This is a genomic window from Xylanibacter caecicola (genome assembly GCF_013166515.1).
In the GTDB taxonomy this organism is placed as follows: Bacteria; Bacteroidota; Bacteroidia; order Bacteroidales; family Bacteroidaceae; genus Prevotella; species Prevotella caecicola.
Window position 1 is genome coordinate 1 of sequence record NZ_JABKKJ010000013.1, and the last position, 20,239, is coordinate 20,239.

Annotated in this window: 15 protein-coding genes and 1 pseudogene; 3 read left to right on the forward strand and 13 right to left on the reverse strand. The window is 42.1% G+C overall.

Annotated features, from left to right (window positions below):
• Window positions 1–420: 420 nt before the first annotated feature.
• From HPS54_RS08270 to HPS54_RS08295, 7 genes and pseudogenes are all read right to left on the reverse strand, one after another.
• Entirely contained in the window at window positions 421–1,653 is a 1,233-nt protein-coding gene (locus tag HPS54_RS08270; RefSeq protein ID WP_172344975.1) for a DUF4861 domain-containing protein, read from the reverse strand.
• Between the two features lie 171 nt (window positions 1,654–1,824).
• A pseudogene (locus HPS54_RS12925) lies at window positions 1,825–2,076 on the reverse strand (helix-turn-helix domain-containing protein).
• A 130-nt stretch (window positions 2,077–2,206) separates the two neighbouring features.
• Window positions 2,207–3,910, reverse strand: coding sequence for an RNA-binding domain-containing protein (locus HPS54_RS08275; protein WP_172344976.1), 1,704 nt, complete (start codon window positions 3,908–3,910; stop codon window positions 2,207–2,209).
• 3 nt (window positions 3,911–3,913) lie between these two features.
• Window positions 3,914–4,966, reverse strand: a complete 1,053-nt coding sequence (locus HPS54_RS08280; RefSeq protein ID WP_172344977.1) for a DUF1848 domain-containing protein — start codon at window positions 4,964–4,966, stop codon at window positions 3,914–3,916.
• Window positions 4,956–7,280, reverse strand: a complete 2,325-nt coding sequence (locus tag HPS54_RS08285; protein WP_172344978.1) for a hypothetical protein — start codon at window positions 7,278–7,280, stop codon at window positions 4,956–4,958. The genes HPS54_RS08280 and HPS54_RS08285 overlap by 11 nt, the downstream gene beginning before the upstream one ends.
• Before the next feature lie 11 nt (window positions 7,281–7,291).
• Window positions 7,292–8,305, reverse strand: coding sequence for a DEAD/DEAH box helicase (locus tag HPS54_RS08290; RefSeq protein ID WP_172344979.1), 1,014 nt, complete (start codon window positions 8,303–8,305; stop codon window positions 7,292–7,294).
• Between the two features lie 2 nt (window positions 8,306–8,307).
• Window positions 8,308–9,273 carry a hypothetical protein gene (locus tag HPS54_RS08295; RefSeq protein ID WP_172344980.1) on the reverse strand — a complete coding sequence of 322 codons (966 nt, stop codon included), beginning with the start codon at window positions 9,271–9,273 and terminating at the stop codon, window positions 8,308–8,310.
• Between the two features lie 810 nt (window positions 9,274–10,083).
• Between HPS54_RS08295 and HPS54_RS08300 the strand changes: the two genes are divergently transcribed.
• From HPS54_RS08300 to HPS54_RS08310, 3 genes are read left to right on the forward strand one after another with little or no spacing between them, the layout of a single operon-like run.
• A complete protein-coding gene (locus HPS54_RS08300; protein WP_172344981.1) occupies window positions 10,084–10,623 on the forward strand; it encodes an RNA polymerase sigma factor in 540 nt (179 codons plus the stop codon).
• A 14-nt stretch (window positions 10,624–10,637) separates the two neighbouring features.
• The gene (locus HPS54_RS08305) at window positions 10,638–10,973 is read left to right on the forward strand and encodes a hypothetical protein (RefSeq protein WP_172344982.1); all 336 of its coding nucleotides are present in this window, start codon (window positions 10,638–10,640) and stop codon (window positions 10,971–10,973) included.
• Window positions 10,974–10,987: 14 nt separating this feature from the next.
• Window positions 10,988–11,455 carry a hypothetical protein gene (locus HPS54_RS08310; protein ID WP_172344983.1) on the forward strand — a complete coding sequence of 156 codons (468 nt, stop codon included), beginning with the start codon at window positions 10,988–10,990 and terminating at the stop codon, window positions 11,453–11,455.
• 480 nt (window positions 11,456–11,935) lie between these two features.
• Here the strand turns inward: HPS54_RS08310 and HPS54_RS08315 are convergent, their stop codons facing one another.
• The 6 genes from HPS54_RS08315 to HPS54_RS08340 form a co-directional block, all read right to left on the reverse strand.
• Window positions 11,936–13,291, reverse strand: a complete 1,356-nt coding sequence (locus HPS54_RS08315; RefSeq protein ID WP_172344984.1) for a dipeptidase — start codon at window positions 13,289–13,291, stop codon at window positions 11,936–11,938.
• A gap of 222 nt (window positions 13,292–13,513) precedes the next feature.
• Complete coding sequence (locus tag HPS54_RS08320; RefSeq protein ID WP_172344985.1) at window positions 13,514–15,742, reverse strand: leucine-rich repeat domain-containing protein; 2,229 nt, start codon at window positions 15,740–15,742, stop codon at window positions 13,514–13,516.
• A gap of 123 nt (window positions 15,743–15,865) precedes the next feature.
• On the reverse strand, window positions 15,866–16,057 hold the full coding sequence (locus HPS54_RS08325) for a hypothetical protein (protein WP_172344986.1): 192 nt from the start codon (window positions 16,055–16,057) through the stop codon (window positions 15,866–15,868).
• Between the two features lie 89 nt (window positions 16,058–16,146).
• Window positions 16,147–17,874, reverse strand: a complete 1,728-nt coding sequence (locus tag HPS54_RS08330) for a right-handed parallel beta-helix repeat-containing protein (protein WP_172344987.1) — start codon at window positions 17,872–17,874, stop codon at window positions 16,147–16,149.
• A 472-nt stretch (window positions 17,875–18,346) separates the two neighbouring features.
• Window positions 18,347–19,435 carry a nucleotidyltransferase domain-containing protein gene (locus tag HPS54_RS08335; protein ID WP_172344988.1) on the reverse strand — a complete coding sequence of 363 codons (1,089 nt, stop codon included), beginning with the start codon at window positions 19,433–19,435 and terminating at the stop codon, window positions 18,347–18,349.
• 3 nt (window positions 19,436–19,438) lie between these two features.
• A complete protein-coding gene (locus tag HPS54_RS08340; RefSeq protein ID WP_172344989.1) occupies window positions 19,439–20,233 on the reverse strand; it encodes a glycosyltransferase family 2 protein in 795 nt (264 codons plus the stop codon).
• Window positions 20,234–20,239: the final 6 nt, after the last annotated feature.

The window sequence follows — 20,239 nt, forward strand, 5'->3', positions numbered from 1 at the left end:
TTTGTTTTGTCAGTTAAAAACTTTGGCTCCGTCCTCTCTTGGGGGCGCGCCCCCAAGAGAGGACGGACAATACTCTGAAAGAGGTAATTCCTAAATCAAAATTTTGCACTTCGATTTGGAATCTTCAAAAATTGTTATGTAGTTTCTAGTATATACACGCATAGTTTATTGATGATGTGACGGTATATCTCGATAAACAAAACAATTTTCAGTCAGTACATTTTTAATGTTCATGTTTCATGATTCCTTTTTCTTCTTGATGCCTGTAGCTTCCCCCCCCTTTTCCAAAAGGCGGCAAACTGAAGGCTGAAACACGACCTTTTACAACCAAAGAGGTGGCATTTCACACGCTGAAATGCCACCTCCTGGATTATAGGGTATTTAATGATGTATTATCGGACTTTATTTCGACGGTCTCTTTTATTTGTTGACAGTCTTTATGACAAGCGGTTGCTGCAGTTCTTTCTTCCACTCGTCGAGAAACTTATACCAGTCTTTGTCGTTGTGCATGCCGAATGTCTCGTTGTCGCTGCAGAACACGATGTCGTAATGAAGCTTGTCGGTCGGTGTATTCAAAACAAAACCGTAGTTGTCCTTGTTGGCAGGTTCTTCGCTCACGATATATTCTGACGGTATGCAGATGCCAAGTCCCACGGTCTCGCGCTTGTGTCCCACACTGTCTTTTGCCGATACGGGCCAGTCGGTGCCCCAGCATCCGCGCAGTCCTTTCTTGTCGCTGTGCTCGGTGGAGTTCTTCACGTTGATGATTCCCGTTGCAAACTTGTATTCGCCGGCATTCTTGTTGAACTTTATGTCCACCGAACAGTCGCGGTGTCCGGCATACAGTGTGTAGTATGTCGTCATGTCTATAGGTTCCTGTCCCGGTTGCGGTGTCCAGCCCTGGTCTTTCACTTCGACAATGGTGCGTAGCGGACCGCGTGCCACTATGCGCTGACTGCGGTGTTCCACGTCCGTCAGCATTGTGGGCTGTTTGCCGTCCCATCCGCGCAGTGCGCCCACGCCGAATGTCTGTCCCACCCAAAGCACGTCGTCGCCGTAGCCCTGTTCCTTCTGTTTTGCGTCAGGATAGAACTGTGTCTCCTTTAATTCAAGTCCCTTGCGGTATTTCCCGTACACGTCCACGGTCTGCCGGTGGTCGAAATATATGCGGTATGCCACGAGGTCGCTTTCAAAAGCCGCTCCGTGATGATGTATCATCCAGTAGGCATTGACACCGTTCTCTACCGTAAGTTGCGATATGTACAGGTTCTGCTTGTTTGCCTCCTTTATCTTCTTGTTTGCAAGCATCATCTCTACATATACCTTCGGCGTGTACTGCCTCGGTTTGCCGCTGTCAGACAGTTGTATGCAGAACTTCTTTGTTGTTTTCTTGGGTATGTCCGTGAGGAAGCAAAGTTCGTCAAACGTTCCGTTGCCGTCGATGTCGTCGAGCTGGCACGGTATCTCCTTTCCGTCCATTGTCACAAGGGCAGACTTTATGCCGTCTCCGTAGTTGTCAAGTTGCAGCACCACGGGTGCGTTGGTGCGTTCGACCTTAGAATTGTTTGTAACGCTGATGTCAAATGTTTTCTGTGCAAAGCCCATAGCTGCAAACATTGTGGTTAGGGCAAGGCATGTGTATGTTCTTTTCATATTCTTATGATTTGTTTGTTCCGGATTGCTGAGGCGCAACTTGTTTTATGCAAAGATAACAAAAAACGCCAACAAGGCGCAAACGTGAGGACATAAAATTGTAAAGTAACGCACATCTGGGCTTAAGCTTACCGGATATTTATCTGATTGAAATTCAACTCTTACAGCTCTCTATAGGGTAAGCTTCAATTCATCTTCACCCTCCAATGCATCCAATATTTTGTCATCAAGCCAAAGGTTGAGCATTTACTTTTCGTTCACATTGAAATATGTTGCCATTTGAATTACTTGGTTTCTCTTTGCCCGTCTGTCCCCACTCAATCTTGCTGAACATGGGGTATCTATTTCTAAGTATGCAGCCACTTGGCGTTGCAATATTCCTTGTTCGTCTCTTAGAGACTTTATCTTGTTTCCTAATAACATATTTCCTGTTCTTTGGGTTTGTATTGAATATCTGTATCAGACATACCATCCTATTGGGCTGTTTTCGGTCGGAATATCTTCAAACGGTCGGATTTTCGGTCGGATTATGGATTTTTCGGTCGGATTATGATTAAACTAACCGATTGTAGTCTTTCAATATCCACTTCAACCCTATTCTGTCTATCTGTTTTTCTTCATTTAATTCTACTAATAGTCTGCCTACATAGCGTAGCTGTTGTTCTTCCGTCTTGTTGGCAGGAAGCACATTTTTGAGATATTCGTATATACTATCTCGCTTGGCGCCTTCATCACCAGCATTGCTAAGATATTGTAGAACCATTTGACGCAGCCTCTCCTTATCCAATCCTTTTGTTTTTGTGTAAGAAGGCAGTTGGTTAGTATTCTTAGCAATGCTAAGAGAAATGCTGTAATGTGGAGCCTCACCTTCTATCAGTCCACGTATGAGCAAGTCTTGTGCAATATCCTCATGAATTATTCTACCTTTTTGTACTGCGTCAAGCGAGATACAATCCCATAGAGAAAGAGTGTCGTTGGTCTTCAACAAATCTGTGTATCGTTTGTTTATTTCATTGCCATAGATTCGGACGACTACTTTCTTCTTTATCTGGTCAATCTCATAGTCTGGCATAGGAAAATGCCTACGCCATTGCTCGTTGAACATTTTCTTGATACCACGGCTTACGGTATCAATCATATTGAAGTCAACCATAGCCCTACACAGACATTCATTGCGAAAATGTGTTTGAGGTTCTTCGTTCTTCAATGCATTTTCCAAAGTACAAGGAATGAATGTGCCTGCATTAGAATAATACAAGTAGCCTGGATTTTCTACAAAGTTGATGCGCTGTTGAAGAGTGTAATCCTGATGGGCAATACAATTATGAAGAGCCTCACGAATAGTGTAGTCGTCATACTGCTTCATCGTGTCGGGGAAAAGCGTTCCTCCTGGCATTTTACGCAATGTCAGATTCTCTATCTTTGATAGAATTTCGTCCACTGTTAATATGAAAGGCACTGTAAAGTGTTCGTAGTCAACCACTTCCTGATTCTTGTCTCGGCGTGTCCATGTAACCTGTGCAACTGCAGGACGTAGTTTGAAAGCTGATTCGTATTTGCCCAACAATATGATGGCAGCCCGAGTTATGCCTCCGTTTCTTGTTAATCCACACTTGCCCAGAAATGTTTGGACATTCCAAGCGTTCACTTCTTCTGCAGGTATGCGACTATGAACCTTCTTGAACATCATTCGAGCCTTGGCAATGGCCACCTCATCCAAATCGTCTATTGTAGCATCAGGTACAATTTCTGCAGACCAATCCTTTGCTGTATAGATAGGCTCTTCGAGGATGACACTCATCCTTTCGCTTGTCATTTCAACCAAAGAATCTTCTATCCGCTGCCATGCCTTCTTGTGGGCAAGGACGGGGCGACGAGGCAAGTGCTTTGGGATATGTATTATCCATACTCGCTTATTTGTATCATCAGTTACAAATTCTTCGATGCTTAGACCTTCTGATGACAGATAAGTACATTGTTCTGTAAGTTTGAAGGTTGCTGACTGCGTGTTTGCAGGCTGACCATTAAAAGTAAGTCTTGAAATGTCAGTTCCGACAATTTCAAGCGTCTTATCCTTTACGCCAATCACAAGATATCCTCCCTCCATGTTGGCGATTGCCGAAACGTAGGAAATAACATCATTTTTCTCGTCCCCACAGAACGAGTTCTTCAAATTCTTAAATTCCTTCCATTCACAGCGAGCATTCTCTTGTGGGTACTCACGGCGGAGGTATTGTTGTAGTTCGAGTTCGAGCATAAATCAGTCAATGATACTTTCACTATTTTCATTATGCTTTTCAGCATTTCTTAATACACATTCTTTACTTGTATTTGCATAGCAGTATACGCAGAAATGACGGCAAGTATTATACATGCCAATATCTTTGCTCACCATACAGCCACAAATTTTCCTTTGTCCGGAATCCTTAACCTTCTTTTCTTTCTTTGGGATAGGTGGAAGATTACCAAACATATCCCTTTCAGGCCATTTAAGGGTATGAAGATAGTAAATCAATTCTTCGTCATCAGCAAAAATACGTTTCATAAGTTCTCCGTCAATACAACGATTATGCTCAATGCCGTAGGACTCAAGGTCAATATTTTCAGCACACGTCGCCATTTCAACATTCCAACCTTGGTCATGCCATACTTCTCGAATTTTCTTAAGTCCTTGTACGATTTCTATTCTTTGGGTATAATTTGCTTCTGCATTCTCAACATCTTCCTTTGTAAAAAAAATAGTTTCCTTAACAAGGTTATTCTGAACCTTGCGGTATGCTTTTACGTCAACAAAACTGAAAACCAAATTGTTAGTATAACCTTTCAACTTGTTTCCTATATGCCATATTCTTGCAAGTAGTTCTCTTGGTCCGATGGTTGGAGTAATAATCAAAGGGTCAAATCTCCAAATGACTTTTTCTTTGCCGATTGTGTCAGACAATTTCTTGAACGTTTCAATACGTTCCTCTATAGAAGGAACATTAGGTTCAAAGCCTTCCCTTGTATAGTCATTCAGTGTCACCTGAAAGTAATAATGAATGCCCTTCTCATCCAAAATATGAAGAAATGGCATTATAGGTTTGGGATTCTTTGTCCAAAATACAATGACCTTACACTTACTGAAAGAGATATACATCTTTTGTTGATTGAAAGGATTATACCAAGCACAATAACCTTTTGCCAAACGGTTGAAAAACCATTTGGCATAAAAGGCTGGTATATCTGTAGAGCGACTGGCAGAAATTATTACAGGTGCTGTTGCCTCAACTATTTTTCCAGAATCAGTACGGATTGTAATTTTTTCAGATGCCATACAATTTCGATATATAATCTATTATATTATTGGTTGGAATCTTTGCATAGATTTCTGCAAGCCATCGCATTTTTTCGTTTCGTGGCTTAAGCTTATTCTCCATGTAAACTTTCAACCTTTCAATTACACGTCCATTTGTACAATCATGTCTCGCATAATACCCTTTTACAATTCCTTTTTTCTTGTCTTTATATGTGTCGTGATGATTTCCAACAAACCATTCCATATCTTCAATGAACTGTTTCTTTGCACGTGGATCAGAAATCATTGTAGCACTTTTATTAATCCATGTAGTATTCTCTATAATGGATTTTTCTTTGTAAGAAACTTCTCCTATATTAGATGTATTTTCGTTTTTTTCTCTAACATTTTTTGTTGTTACAATCTTTATTTCATCGTTTCCTAAAATTTCTTTTTTATCCGTTGAAGAAAACAAATCGGATTCTGTCTTTGTTTTACTTAATTTCGTACTCTTGCATTTGTTGACTTCAGTAAATCCAAAATGCTCAAATATATCATTCTGTCCCTTACGTGTTTTCACATTTTCCTTAATGTATTCTGTAAACATGTCTTTATCACCTTTCAACAAGTATGCTTTATAAGCATTCTTAGCTATTTCGCATTGTTTTTTTGCATTCTTGTAAGGTTTATTGCCGCAGACGTAATCAACGGCATCTGCTATCCCAATTTTAGCAGACTTATTTCTGTTAATCACGGCATTAATAAACTCTTCTAAGTCCTTCTTAAAATCGAATTTTAGAAGGAGAAATTTGTAGTCCTCAACATTAAATTCTTTATCCTCTGTCAGTGTTTGTGATTTGACAGGTGCTTGAATATTTGTTATCTTGCCTAACTCTTTTCCGAAAAGTTTTTTATACACTTCCTCGTAATTCTCGTCAGATAGTACCGACATAATTGAGTCGCGATTCATGCCAGAGTAACCGCACAGAGTTCCCCACAGCACTAAACTTGCTCGATAATCTTCTATCGCAGTCAGTTTAAGTATCGTAGTCAGATCAGAAAAGCTATGTCCACGCAAGATAAAACATGTGATAGCTTTTAGTTCCTCATTATTTATGCTATTAATATTAAAAGGAACACTAGGGTTTTCTATATGGGCGTGAAGATTATTTATGTAATCACGCTCCACAGAGGTATTCCAATTTTCTTCACCAATACTTATCTTTATTATGGGGACAATTGCCTGCATGATGCCCATAAAAACTGTCATACGATGTGCGGACAAAGTCTCAGGTGTTAAATCATCTTTAATGATGTATTCAATAGTCTTATTTACAAGGTTCAAATTCTCTATCACAACGTTATAACCATTGACAGAGATACCTTGTAAAGACTCCTTGATATTGCTCTGATGCTTTACAATATTATTTGTCGTTCTTCTTTCTATTTCATCCCTAAACATAGTGTAATCACTTGATGAAACAAGAGTGTCAATGTTAGGAAGCAAATGACAGTTCCATTTCTTACAAAGTGCATCAAGGCAACTTTCCCATAAGCCAAGCTTATTAAGGACACCAATAAAACACCCCTTTAAAAATTTAAATCTCTCACCAAGGGCATTATCAAGTCCTTCATCAAATATTTTTTGATTCTCTTTCTCAAAGCTATCAAATTTCTTGTAATCCTCAACAAGTTTTGATAACTTAATGCCAAATGTTGAAGAGAGAGAAGGTGTGGCAATAAGGCTTGTCAGAATATTATAGATTTCCTGATCTAATCTAAGTAATGACGCCAAATCGGCAGATAGAGAAAGTTTTTGCCCAAGTAGGTAAGCATACATAGCTCCTTTTTGCTTGTCAATGTATTTATCCTCATAAGGCAAAGGATTGCAATCGAGAGTGCTAAGTTTAGGAAAAGGTTTTGTATTCAATCCAACAGTATCAGGAAGTATTATATATTTTCTGAAAAACTTAATTGATTTGTTACTTTTTGTATTTATAAGTGTCAAATTAAAAGCTTGTTTGGAAAAAAAGTAAACTCGACAATTCGAAGGGGTTATTTGAATAGCATGATTGCATACATATACCCCTTCCTGCATTTTTTCAAAATCATTGCTTTGATATTCATCCTCTATTTCAATGAGAATGGGAAAATTATATCGTCCAGTATCATTAATCGTGAAAAGCACCGGATAATCAAACAAAACAATAGAGCTAAATGAGCGTAATTGTTCAATTTGTTCAAAATTATTATAACCAGAAATTCTCTGACTGTAGTGCGTTGGAGGTAATATACATTCTGACTGAAGTATATTGTCCAGGTTTATATTTGAAGTAGGAATATAATATTTCATGACTTACAATTTTAAAATGGGCCAGAACTTGTATCTTGATTACTAGAATAAACTGTTGAAGTTGGATGCGGTAAAAGAGGGACTAAATTGTTTGAATACAACAAATAAAGATTCTCTAATGGTCGGGTTGTTGCGACATAAAGGGCAGATTTATTGTACATGGGATCATAAGTCCATGGAACTTGTCTGTATTCATTCAAGCCGCAACAAGGGATAAATACATCATTGAATTGCAATCCTTTTGTGCAATGCCATGTGATTATCTTGGGACTAGTTGACTTAAAGTCTATTTCCATCGCATCTTTTGTTTTCCATTGAACAGGAATACCTTTTGACTGAAAGTAGTCACGAATTTTTTCTACTTGTTCATTGTAGAACACCCAAATACCAACATCGGTTAGATTACCATTTGAAATATATTCTATGATTTGATCAAGTTGGGCATTGGATTTTACCAGTCTTGGTTTTGGCCCATGCTTAATACATGCAAATGACAAACGTGATTCTGGTCTAATGTGTTCGCCAACTTTTGCATTTTCAATAGTTAATCTCCAGTTAATACACAGATCTTGTGTATGTACACCTATTTGTTTAGCCGTATCTTCTACAGATTGAACGGGATGATTAGGAAATTCCATTATAGACTGAAAAGAATCTCCGAAAAACCAACAATAAGTACCATGCTGACAAAAGTCATTTATTTCATCAGAGTTAAAATCCTGACATTCATCTATAAACATGTACTTGAAATTAGGCTTTGAAGAGTTTTTCCATTCTTTAAAATAATAGACATGACCTTTAGTCTGTCCTATTTCTGCTAACTCGTCAACAAAAAATTGTTTTAGCGACTTTGTGTAAACGATGATAGCATAGGAACTTGTAAATGTAGAAACTTGTTTTGCCTTCTTTAGCAAAGTCAAGGATTTACCAGAACCAGCAATACCTTTCACTATTGCGGTTCTATCAGCAGACATATTTATTATAATTTGCTGATACTTGTCGGGTGTAAGATTATCTAATGCCATATTCAATAATTGTATGGAGACTTTTTATCTGCCAATGGATTGTTTTTTCTACAAGAGTAATTGATATGTGGAGCAACAATAGCATCCGCAAAGTTCTTTCGACAAATTATACGATAAGCAACCTTGCTAACATCGTTTATCTTCTTGCTGTGGCTGACCGTAAATACATCTTGCATATAACACCCATTACATATCATTTCGTTAAAATGACATGAATAAGGGTACAAAGTTTTAAATTCATTCTTACAGGAACTTATGAATTCATTTATACTAGTATTGAGAACCTGGGGATAGAAAAGCTCACTATTATTCAACTTCGTTGTGACATCTGAAAGGATTAACACGCCAACATCGGACAGCAATGGGAGAAAATAAGAAGAAATTAGCGAATAAACATTCTTATTTTTAAACGTACCATGTTGAACGAATTCGTTAAGGGCTTTGAATGAAACGATGAAATGATATCGAACATTCGTCAGGTTTACCAAATCACTTAGTTCTTGCTCTGAAGATACAAATATTCCTTGCGGATTTATATTTATTTCGATTCTAATATTGCCAGAATCAATAACAGACTCTATCAAATGATACAGAAAACGTATCGCATCAGGATTGGCATCAAAAGCATCAATGTTTATTCTCTTAAGGTTTGGCATTTTTGACTGGAGAACATCTATAAGACCAATGATTTCACCTCCAGTTCCACAACAAAAATCAAGTATATTTACCTCTTCTAAAGTGTATATATTTGAGAGGTATTTTTCGTTTTCAAGAAGGTTATTAACTATGCAGAAAGCCTCTGCATAGCTTCGGGGAAAATAAGTACCAATATATATCTTTACAAATTCATACGGCTGATCTGGATTATAAACCACATCTTGTGGATGCGGTTCAAAGATGGCTTTAAAATCTGTGTAGATTATTTTATCCAACCATTTTGGAAAGTCCTTATACTTTAATATGCCCATAATATGAAAAAATTAAAACAAGAAATGTCGCATTCTATACGTTACTGACACCCCACCTTTGTTTTTGAGATGGAGGGACGTGCAAGAGGTAAATTTTGCACTTGGACACGATAAGCCTGTGTCTGTAGGCTGCCCATTATGCAATGATGCGTTATTCGTTAATGGCTGTTTGGTGTTATCTTCCAATGTTATTGTTCAGAGGTTAGATTAAACCAATAGACTCTTTCTTGATAGAATTGTCAATTATTGGCCATAAAGGTAAAGAATCTTATTCAGAAGAAAGAATAAATCATTGGAAATCTTTACTTTTGGCACCACGTTTCTGTAATTTGAGGTGATTTGTAGCAATCACCACTACAAATCACCTCTCATTGTCATTATCTGGATAAACCTTGTGATTTCTTTCTTTTTGGTGCTCCTAATCCAAACTTCTGTGTTCCGTCCCAATTCGTTAGTTGGTCAGCGCAACCATTGGAGCCGCTGAGCGAAACGTATGTATCTGCGCTGCACGAAATATAGTCAACGAATGAAAGGAAGTTTTGTTGAGTTGCTGCATATGATAGATATATTCTGCTGCGGCGCGTGTGGTGTCTGTGGCAGAGAAGTATGTTACGAATATTTTCCTGTTGTTGTCGTTAATTGTTTGGGCTGTTTTTTGTTTCGTCCATACAGACAGTGACAGTAGTATGGTAAATGTTGCGACTTTTCTTGTCCCACGATTTTACTTTTCGCCTTTTGCCGGGTATAATATATAGAAGTTCATTCGGAGGAACCGTTTGAAAGATAATGAAAAGTTATATCTGTTAAGCAATGGCAGCAAGCGACAAAGACATAATTCTTGCAATGAAGAGACATCCCGATAAAGGCTTCCGGCTGTTGATGGATGCGTACAAAGAACCTGTATACTGGCATATACGCAGGCTTGTGGTTGCGCATGCCGATGCGCAGGATGTTGCGCAGGAGACATTTGTAAGGATATTCCGTTCTTTCAGCCGCTTTGATGAAGGTTGTTCGTTAAGGGCTTGGATTTACAGAATAGCCACAAACGAGGCTCTGCGCATGCTGGACAGGAACGGGCTGGGGCGGTTGTCATTGGATGACAGGACGGCGGATGTCGGATGTATTGCCGCCGGCTGCTATGTCGATTACAGCGATTTGGAGACCGTGCTTTTGCAGAATGCCATACTCTCGCTCCCTCCACGGCAGCAGATAGTGTTCAACCTGCGCTATTATGACGATATGGATTATAAGGAAATAGCGGGAATAACAGATTCTACCGTTTCTGCCGTAAAGGCGAACTATCATATTGCCAAAGGCAAAATAATACAGTATATGAACTCACACGACTAAAAAGGATATAAAGAATGAATAGGGATTTTGACTTTAACAGAGTGGGTAAGCGGATGCCATATACCGTTCCGGAGGATTTCTTTGCGAAGTTAGAGGACGATGTATGCCGTAAAGTGACAAGCCGGCGGAGAATGAGTGTGAAAGACCGTCGTTCGTTTATGCGTTTTGCCGTGGTGACACTGGCAACGGCAGCGGCATCCGTTATACTGTTCTTTGTCATAGACGGAACGTTTAAAGCTACGGCTCCTGTCGAGTTTGCGGAAGTGGAGCAGGCATTCGGTTGTCTCAGTACGGAAGATCAGATGTACATGTTGTCCGTATATCAGGACGATATATTTATTAACGAATAAACAAATTTTGAATTATGAGAAGTTTTGTAAAGACATTGATGCTTGCCGTCGCACTGACGGTTTGTTGCGGTACGGTATGTGCCCAGAAGAGTGATAAACAGCAGCGCCTTACGCGCGAACAACTGGCGGAGAAGCAGGCAAGACACATAGCCGGTGTTATGGCTATGGACGATGCGACATCAGAGCGTTTTGTGGATACCTACTGCAAATGCCAGAAAGAAATATGGGCACTCGGACCGCGTCGGGGGAAAGGCGGTCGCCGACATGCACAGACCGGGACCGATGCGGAGTGTCAGAAAGAGATTAAAGACCGCTTTGATCATAGCCGTAGGATACTGGACATACGGCAGAAGTATTATGAGGAATACAGCAAGTTCCTGACACAGAAGCAAATAAAGCGGGTGTATGAACTGGAACGGCAGATGATGAGCCGTCTTGCAAAACGTAACGGTAACGGATATCGTAAGGGGCATAGGAGGTAATATAGAAGAAGATAAGGGGGATAAAAGGAGATAAGGGAAGATAAAAGGAGATAAGGGAAGATAAAGGGAAGATAAAAGGAGATAGAGGACAAATGTTTTGTCGCTTGATATACGACTATTGTCTTTTATCTTCTTTTGTTTCTTTATAAAATAATGATTTGGAGATTGTGAACACACGTGTTCACAATCTCCAAATCACACTGTAAACCTACGCACTTCACATCGTGAACCTACGCATTTCACACTGTAAACCTACGCACTTCACATCGTGAACCTACGCATTTCACACTGTAAACCTACGCACTTTGCAACGTGATGTTACGCACTTTGCGAGCCAAAGTGGCATACTTTACGTGGAATGTGGAATAAAGGTCTTCTTTTATCTCCTAAGCTTAGAATATCCACTTATTTTGCTATTGTCTTTTATCTCCCTCTATCTCCCCTTATCTTCTCTTATCTCCTTACTTATAATCCCCATTGCTATTCCCACTCCTTATAAAACTCCACCACAGCCTCTATGCCTTTACGGAAAATGTCGAGACGGAAGTTCTCGTTGGGTGAGTGTATCGCATCGCTTTCAAGACCGAAGCCCATGAGCACGGTCTTCACGCCGAGTATCTTTTCAAAGTCGCTTATTATCGGGATGCTGCCTCCGCGCCGCACAGCCAAAGGTTGTTTGCCGAAAGCCTTGGCAAATCCTTTTTCCGCTGCCTGATAAGCCGGCAGGTCGATAGGGCAGACGTATCCCTCGCCACCGTGCATGGGCGTCACCTTTACTTGTACGTATTCGGGGGCGATGCTGTTGATGTAGTCAATGAACAGTTGCGAAATCTTTTCGTGCTTCTGGTTGGCGACAAGGCGGCTCGAAACCTTGGCGTATGCCTTTGACGGCAACACCGTCTTGGCACCTTCGCCGGTATATCCTCCCCAGATGCCGCAGATGTCGAACGACGGTCGGCAGCTGTTGCGTTCGAGCGTGGCATATCCTTTTTCGCCTTTGAGAGCTTTCACGCCTATAGCCTCCATATATTTCTTCTCGTCGAAAGGTATCTGCGCTATCATCTCACGCTCTTTCTGCGGCACGTCTTCCACGTCGTCATAGAAATGCGGAATGGTTATCCGTCCGTCCTTGTCTATTACCTTTGCCAGTATCTCGCACAATGTGTTTATCGGATTGGCAACGGCTCCGCCGAAGTGTCCCGAATGCAGGTCGCGGTTGGAACCGGTCACTTCAATCTCCCAGTATGCAAGTCCGCGCAGTCCGGTGGTCAGCGACGGCAGGTCGGCGCCGAGCATGCTTGTGTCTGACACCAGTATTATGTCAGAGCGCAGCATCTCCCTGTGTTTGCTTATGAAAGCGTTGAGGCTTGGCGAACCTATTTCCTCTTCGCCTTCGAAGATAAACTTGACGTTGTGTGTCAGCAGGTTCTCCTTTACGAGATATTCAAAAGCCTTTACCTGTATCATTGCCTGCCCTTTGTCGTCATCGGCACCACGTGCCCATATCCTGCCGTCGCGTATTACCGGCTCGAAAGGGTCGCTGTTCCACAGTTCCAAAGGTTCGGCAGGCATAACGTCATAGTGGGCATATACGAGCACTGTTTGTGCATTGTCGCTCACATGTTTCTCTGCAAACACCAGCGGATTGCCATCGCTCTCCATTATCTCTGCCCTGTCGGCACCCGCGGCGAGCAGCAGTTCGCACCATTTCTCCGCGCATTCCTGCATATAAGGCTTGTGGCTTGACAGCGAGCTTATGCTCGGTATGCGTATCAGACCGAACAGTTCGTCGATGAACCGTCTTTCGTTCTCTTCAATGTATTTTTTTATTTCCATAAACATGTAGGATTTGATGTTTTATTCAAAGATAATGCAAGCCGAACGCAATCAAACTTGTTTCAAGTTGCCGAGGCGAAGCTTATCTTATACAAAGATAGCTATTTGAAATGAAACAAGTAATGTCATGTAGCTGTTTTCTTGCTTTTATGTGACAAAAAAAACGGGCGGCGTACCGAAACCGTGTACGCCGCCCTTATTATTATCCGTTATATGAAAGATTTATTCTACGAAGCATTTACGTGAAACGGTGCGTCCGTCTGTAAATGTTATTCGTACAATGTAGTATCCCGGTTGCGGAACGGCAGAACCGAGCGCCATTCCTGAAACGGTATAATAGCTTACAGATGCTATTTTGCCGTTGTTCATGTCTATGTCATCGATGCCGCTTGATATTTCGGCTGTTACATTCCAGCCTTTTGCCTGTGCTGCAGCAATATTGGCATTCTGTGTGCCGGGCATGCGGCTGATGTCGAGCATGGTTATCCATTCGCTTCCTTCAACAGGCGCCATCTCGCTTACATCGATCAGACGGTCTATCATGTCGTTGATGGTTTGGGCATCCATGGCGTTGTCTTGCAATGTTATTCCGCACAGATCCTTGTTCGATGTGATGTCTATGGATGTCAGCATGTTTCCTTCTGCAGCAAGTCTGCGCAGATATGTGTTTTTGCTGATGTCAAGCGAAGTGAGCTTGTTGTTTCCACATTCCAACAGGCTTAGGTATGCGTTGTTCGTTACGTCAAGTTCCGTAAGGTTGTTGCCGTCGACCTTAAGCCAGAATAGGCTCGCCAGATTAGACAGGTCAAGCTTGCTGATGTTGTTGTTGCCGACAGTCAGTTGACCGCAGTAGGGTGAATGAGACAGGTCGAGTTCCTTCAATTCATTGTTGTTGGCGTGGAGCAGTCGCAGGTTGGTCAGTCTTGACAGGTCGAGTGCGCCGATATGGTTGTCGCTTACGTTCATCCATGATATATTCGGGTTGTTGGAAATGTCAAGAGTTGAGATTTCATTATTGTAAAGATAAAGTCCTGTGATAGTCGGTGCCACGCTGATGTCGATATCGGTCAGACGGTTTAAACTTATGTTTAATGTTTCTATAACCTTGCAGTCTGCCAGGTTCTTCACTTCGGTTATTTCGTTTGCGCCGGCATAAAGGCTCTCAAGAGCGCCAAGTCCGGAGAGGTCAAGTGATTTTATCTTGTTGCCGTAAATGTTAATGTCTCTGAGACCATTGCGTCCGGCAATGTCGATGTTGGTCAACTGGTTGTTCTCACAGTCCACTTCCACCAGGTATGAGTGGTTCGGTAGCAGCAATTCGGTTACCTTGTTGTTGTCGATATCCACCTTTGACAACGCTGTCATGGCAGACAGGTCGAGAGTGCCGCTGATATTATTATCGTATACCGAGAGAACCTTGAGTGCCGTGTTGTTTGTCAGGTCCATGGAGGCAATGGCATTCTTTTCGGCATAAATGCCGGTAAGCAGTGGATTGCCTGTAACGTCAAGTTCTGTCAGTGCGTTGCCGGCAAGCTGTATCATGTTGAGCGCGGGAGCGTTTGTCAGGTCGATAGCCGTAAGTCCTTGCTCGTTGATGTTGATACGTGACAGTCCGTCTGCATAAATATCAACCGTCGTGGCGCCGTTAAGCGGCAATGCTACGCTTTTGTTCGTATTCGGAGTAATATTCTGTACGGTATAGTTTTCACCGTTTATCACAGCCTTGAAGTTACCGTCTGTGGTCATGAATGTTATAACCGCGTTTTCGTTCTTGCCGTCGAATGTGAGTATGGCGTTGGGTGCAGGTGCAACAATAATAGGCAGTGGCGTGTCGAATGTTATCTTTGCAGCTTTTCCAAATGTGCGTTCGTTGTTGTAGCTTGTTCCGAAAGACTCCACAATCCAAGGACCGAAAACGAGTTCCTTGCTGTCTTTTACCTCTTCTGATACTATCGGTTTGGCGTCGTTTGCGGTAAAATTGCTCAGATCGTCCCAAGTATATCCCGGCAGTGTGCACAGTACATAGTTATACTTGTTTTTCTGATTGTATATCACGTCGGCGGCGTTGTTGGAGTATGTGTATTTGCCGTTCTCCACATTCTGTTTGAACTTCACACACGAAGGCATGTCGTCCCAGCCGTAAACGGTGAGGTTTTCTCCATCTACCTCTGTGTATACGCGGAATTCCAAAGGCTCAGAATCCACAAGATTCTCCCAATCATTATCCCAATCGAGACGCTGCTGCGACATTGTGGCGTTGGGTTCTATAATTCTTGTAGTCTGCGGCTTTGCGTAGACTTTGGTCATTGAGGTGAATGTCTGTGACACTTTTACGATGTTCCACGGTTCGAGTGTAATGCCGTTCTCGCTTATCTTTCCAGTCAGTTTTGAACTTGAGAACTTGCTGTCCATCGGTGATTCAAGTTCAGCGGCTTCGGCATTGACAACCATGAGGTAGAATGTCTGATAAGTGTCATCATCGAACTCCTGAGAGAAAGTATATGGCGCAGCCGATACGGTGGCAGTAGCCCAGTCTACATTCAGTCTGAGCGGCAGCCCCGAATTGTTGAAGTTCTAAATGTTGATGATGTTAGGATTGGATGCGTCTGTATATTCCGGACCGACAGTGGCACTGAGAGAGAACCCGTCTTCAGAGTTGTTGATCTGAATGGACAGTTTTGCGAGCTGCTCGGGCGTGAGAGGCTCCATGGCATTGATTGTCATAAAACAGAACAATGTCAATGCAAAAGATAGAATTTTCTTCATAAAGTTGAAATTTAGGTGTTTATGATTAATACGGATAAGCCGTGTGGCACACATATATTGCCGCTTGTTGCGTGCCACACGGCAATATCTTATTTTTTACATTTACGGTAAACGGTGCGTCCGTTGTTGAATGTTGTTTTTACAATGTAGTATCCGTTCTTCGGAACAACGGAACCGAGCGATATTCCGGAGACGGTATAATAGTTTATTGTATTTATTCCGGAATTGTTCATGTCGCTTTCGCTTATGTTTATTCCGGTGCTGCCCGATACATACTCATATGCACCTACGTCAATACTTTTTCCAGTTATGCGTGGGTTGCCTGCCATGTCGGTATTTTCCTGTAAGCCTTCGGTCGGTGTTCCGGCATCAATGAACTCGCTTCCTGCCGCAAGACTCCAGTCGGCATTTACAAGAGCCTCTTTTTGTATGTCGTCGTTCGATAAGCCTGTAAATGTAGTGGGAGCGATGAAGTTTGCCGCGTTCGTATTTATATCGCCAATGCAGTTCGCCACGCCTTTGATGGCACCGCTTTCGGGCCATTCGTCTATGTTTGTCACGTTGGGATTGTCTTTGCGTATCGCATTGTTCTGTACGGTACTGTTTATAACCCTGCCTGAGCGTATACATATTCCTCCGCCGTTAAATGACAGGTTATTGTAAACTACACATCCCAAGACATTACCGCCATGCACGAAGATACCTCCGCCTGAGCCTCCGAGACTCTCGCCGAACTCAAGGGCATCAGCATAACAGTTGTATACGGTAGCGTGAATGACGGTGCCCCCGTTGTCAACGTAGATGCCTCCGCCGTTGAGCGAACGGCATTCGCTGACGGCAACCCTTTCGACAGTGCCGGCTGCATAGAGTGCGCCACCGGCGGAACCGTAGCAGTTGCTGAACGTGCAGTCTTTAAGTGTACCGTTGATCTGATATACGGCACCACCGCCGTCTTCTCCGACACAGTTGTCGAATGTGCATCCCGATACTTCCGCATTCTTTGCATACAGCGCGCCGCCTCTGCCTATGGTATAGCTTGAGGTGGCGTAGTTGCGTGAGAAATAGCAGTTGGTTACAGATGCCTCACCGGCACCGTTGAGGTATATGCCTCCGCCAAGTGCCTGAATGTCGTTGGTGAGCGGCTCGTTGCGGAACCAGGTGGAGTTCTCGATTATGCGGCATGCATTAATGCTGACGTTACCTGTTGCATATATTCCGCCGCCGGATGCTTTTGTCTTATGTTGGTTGGCATTGCCACCGGTAATGGTAAATCCGTCGATAATGGTGTTGTTGCGTATAATGTCGCCGTTATACAATACGTGTGTGGCATTGTTCTGCGAACCGGGTATCTGGCTGTTTTCGGTCTTCCACGTGTAGCGGTACGTTGTGCCCGGAGATATTTCGCGTTCCCATACATCAGGCACATCATCGTCACCGCTGAGTATTGTTTCGTATGTCATGTCCCAGGCTTTGCCGTCCGTTTTGACCATGCGTTCGTCTTTACTGCTTTCTGTTCCGGAAAATCCGCCGTATAGCGATACTCCGTCCTTCAATACAAAAGAACGTGAATTCTTTACTGATGTGTTGATAAGTCGCGTCGGCTTATAAGTGCCTGCGGCAACCCATATTTCATCACCCGGCTGCGATGCGTCGAGAGCTTCGTCAATGGTTGTGTATGCAGACGCCCACGATGTGCCGTCACCACTATTAGAACCGGTTTTCACATAATGTACGGCTGCATTTGCAGACATGCCGATTGCCATCATTGTTATAAAGGTGGCAAGCCCCGCAATGCGGTAGTGTTTGAGTTTGTACATAAATTTAGTTATATTTAGATTTTATATATTTATTTTGTTGTTTGCAAATATACGCATAAGTCGAGAGCAAAACAACAAATTCATTTGTTTTTTGCCGAGCGAGAGTATATTGGATGAAGGCGAAGTCAAATATACGGAGAATATTCGACAAAACAAAATAGCGAAAATCGGGCTTTAGCCCGGTTCGCGGTGGCGAAGCCGATTTTGTGAGTCAAATATACGGAGAATATTCGACAAAACAAAATAGCGAAAATCGGGCTTTAGCCCGGTTCGCGGTGGCGAAGCCGATTTTGTGAGTCAAATATAGCCATATATTAAATGCTTATGTAGCTGCTGGCAATGATTAACTTGTTGAAATCGGATGTTTTATCCTAATGTTATGGAAAAGAAAACAGCCATGTCCAATCTTGTTGCAGAGTGGGGACATGACTGTCGAGTTTTTTGTAATCGGAATATTTTTTATGGAATATACTTATTTCCCGTTCCATTTCTTGCGGTAGAAGTAGTAGAATATCCTGAAATATATTTCAGAAAAATATTCTTCAGGATATTGCGTGAATATGCGTAGATTGAAATATTCGCGCCGTATAAATCGGGATAATGTTGTTTTTGATTTATATATCTGTTTTACATTATTGTCATATTGACCGAAATTTCCTGCTTCCATTATATGTTTTAACAGTGATTTTCCTGACTTCTTTTGAGGTGGAAGCAAAAGGTTTTCATCTTTCATGCCGAATACTTTCTGTAGGACATACATCACGGCTCCTGCAAATTTTATCATTCTGAAAGACTTAAGCATCGATACGGCTCTCTCCCTGTCCGTATTGTTTATTCCTTTTTCCAGTATGTAGTAATAGTCCATGAGCTGTCTCAGTCCTATACCTTCCTCAAAATAGTGATGTTTGATGTGTGCCAGTATGTATATGAGATTAAGGCAATCAGTCGGTGCGGTTATATAACCGGCATTTTCAGGCAGTTTTATATAATGGCTCATTTGTATATCTGCCTCTTTATGCCAGAATGACAGCATTCTGTGATTAAGAAATGGATTTTTTAGGTATGATGGAAAGAAGTGGATTTCAACAGGTACTTCTTTTAAAGCGTTGTAATCTATATGGTGATAACTTACCGTCTCATTTGGAGAAATGCTGCGTATATAAGAAATTATTTTATTTTTTCCACCTTCAAGCCATATGTCTATGTCACCGCATTGTCTATGTAATGGTTGTGGATAGTAAGAAGCTGCAATGCCTTGTCCTTTTAATATGCATGAGCGGAAACCTGCCATACGAAACTTTTCCTGTATTTTTACAGATTGACGATTAAGTATCCTATTCTGGTTCTCTATATGGATTGTCGTCATTGCCCAACGTATGGCAATGTCCTTGGGAGGTTGCTGCTCTTTTGGTAGAATGCCTATGCCGTCTGCACAAACTCCGGCAATGGCTTGTTTACAGGCAATATCGAAAAGTTTTTTCCACTCATTGACATCAAGAGGATGTGATAGTTTTTGCCTGTTTCCTACCGAAACCTGTAATAACTCAAAAAAATATTCCATGTATTACATAAATTTTGCCATGATAAACTGCGGCACCTTCCACATCATTTTCTCGATTTTTGTCAGTGTTACATGTCTGAAGCCGTGTGAGCTGTATACGCGTATATCCTCTTTCCACATCTTTGCCCTTCGGCTGTTGTCCGTGCTCAGCCCTCCCATGCGCATGCGCACGACATAACGTTTAAGGTATGTCACCCTTAAGTCATTCTCTAAAAGGTAGCGTACCAGCAAGTCCGTGTCTGCGGCAATCCTGTAGCTCTCGTCATACAGTCCGAGACGTGTCATCACGTCACGGCGTATATAGCATGTAGGGTGCAGCGGTAGCCATCCGTGGCGCACTTTCCATTTCCTGTATCGCCCTCCAATCCAGTTGCGCACCACCTTGTCCGTCTTCTCCGCGTCCACAAAAAGCCCGTCGGCATATAGAAATTCGCATTGAGTTCGCTCCATTTCACTCACAACGTCGCTTATCGTATGACAGTCGTACAGTGTGTCGTCAGAGTGTAGCAGTGCTATTACTTCACCCGTTGCCATGCGTATGCCCTTGTTCAGCGCCTCGTACATTCCGCTGTCCGGCTCGGATATTACTTTCATGGTGAACATCGGATGCGATGCGGTGAAACCGTTGCCTCTTATTATTTCTTCCTCACCCTTTATTATATCAAGGGATTTGTCCGTGGATGCACCGTCCACCACTATATATTCAATGTCAGGATAGTCCTGCGCCATGACGCTTCTTATAGAGTCACGTATGGTTACCTCGCGGTTGTAGCACGAGGTTATTATTGAGATTTTCATAATGTT

Coding starts and splice junctions, on each gene's coding strand:
- HPS54_RS08270 (WP_172344975.1), bottom strand. CDS start 1,653: ATGAAAAGAACATACACATGCCTTGCCCTAACCACAATGTTTGCAGCT.
- HPS54_RS08275 (WP_172344976.1), bottom strand. CDS start 3,910: ATGCTCGAACTCGAACTACAACAATACCTCCGCCGTGAGTACCCACAA.
- HPS54_RS08280 (WP_172344977.1), bottom strand. CDS start 4,966: ATGGCATCTGAAAAAATTACAATCCGTACTGATTCTGGAAAAATAGTT.
- HPS54_RS08285 (WP_172344978.1), bottom strand. CDS start 7,280: ATGAAATATTATATTCCTACTTCAAATATAAACCTGGACAATATACTT.
- HPS54_RS08290 (WP_172344979.1), bottom strand. CDS start 8,305: ATGGCATTAGATAATCTTACACCCGACAAGTATCAGCAAATTATAATA.
- HPS54_RS08295 (WP_172344980.1), bottom strand. CDS start 9,273: ATGGGCATATTAAAGTATAAGGACTTTCCAAAATGGTTGGATAAAATA.
- HPS54_RS08300 (WP_172344981.1), top strand. CDS start 10,084: ATGGCAGCAAGCGACAAAGACATAATTCTTGCAATGAAGAGACATCCC.
- HPS54_RS08305 (WP_172344982.1), top strand. CDS start 10,638: ATGAATAGGGATTTTGACTTTAACAGAGTGGGTAAGCGGATGCCATAT.
- HPS54_RS08310 (WP_172344983.1), top strand. CDS start 10,988: ATGAGAAGTTTTGTAAAGACATTGATGCTTGCCGTCGCACTGACGGTT.
- HPS54_RS08315 (WP_172344984.1), bottom strand. CDS start 13,291: ATGGAAATAAAAAAATACATTGAAGAGAACGAAAGACGGTTCATCGAC.
- HPS54_RS08320 (WP_172344985.1), bottom strand. CDS start 15,742: ATGGTTGTCAATGCCGAAGCCGCTGAACTTGAATCACCGATGGACAGC.
- HPS54_RS08325 (WP_172344986.1), bottom strand. CDS start 16,057: ATGAAGAAAATTCTATCTTTTGCATTGACATTGTTCTGTTTTATGACA.
- HPS54_RS08330 (WP_172344987.1), bottom strand. CDS start 17,874: ATGTACAAACTCAAACACTACCGCATTGCGGGGCTTGCCACCTTTATA.
- HPS54_RS08335 (WP_172344988.1), bottom strand. CDS start 19,435: ATGGAATATTTTTTTGAGTTATTACAGGTTTCGGTAGGAAACAGGCAA.
- HPS54_RS08340 (WP_172344989.1), bottom strand. CDS start 20,233: ATGAAAATCTCAATAATAACCTCGTGCTACAACCGCGAGGTAACCATA.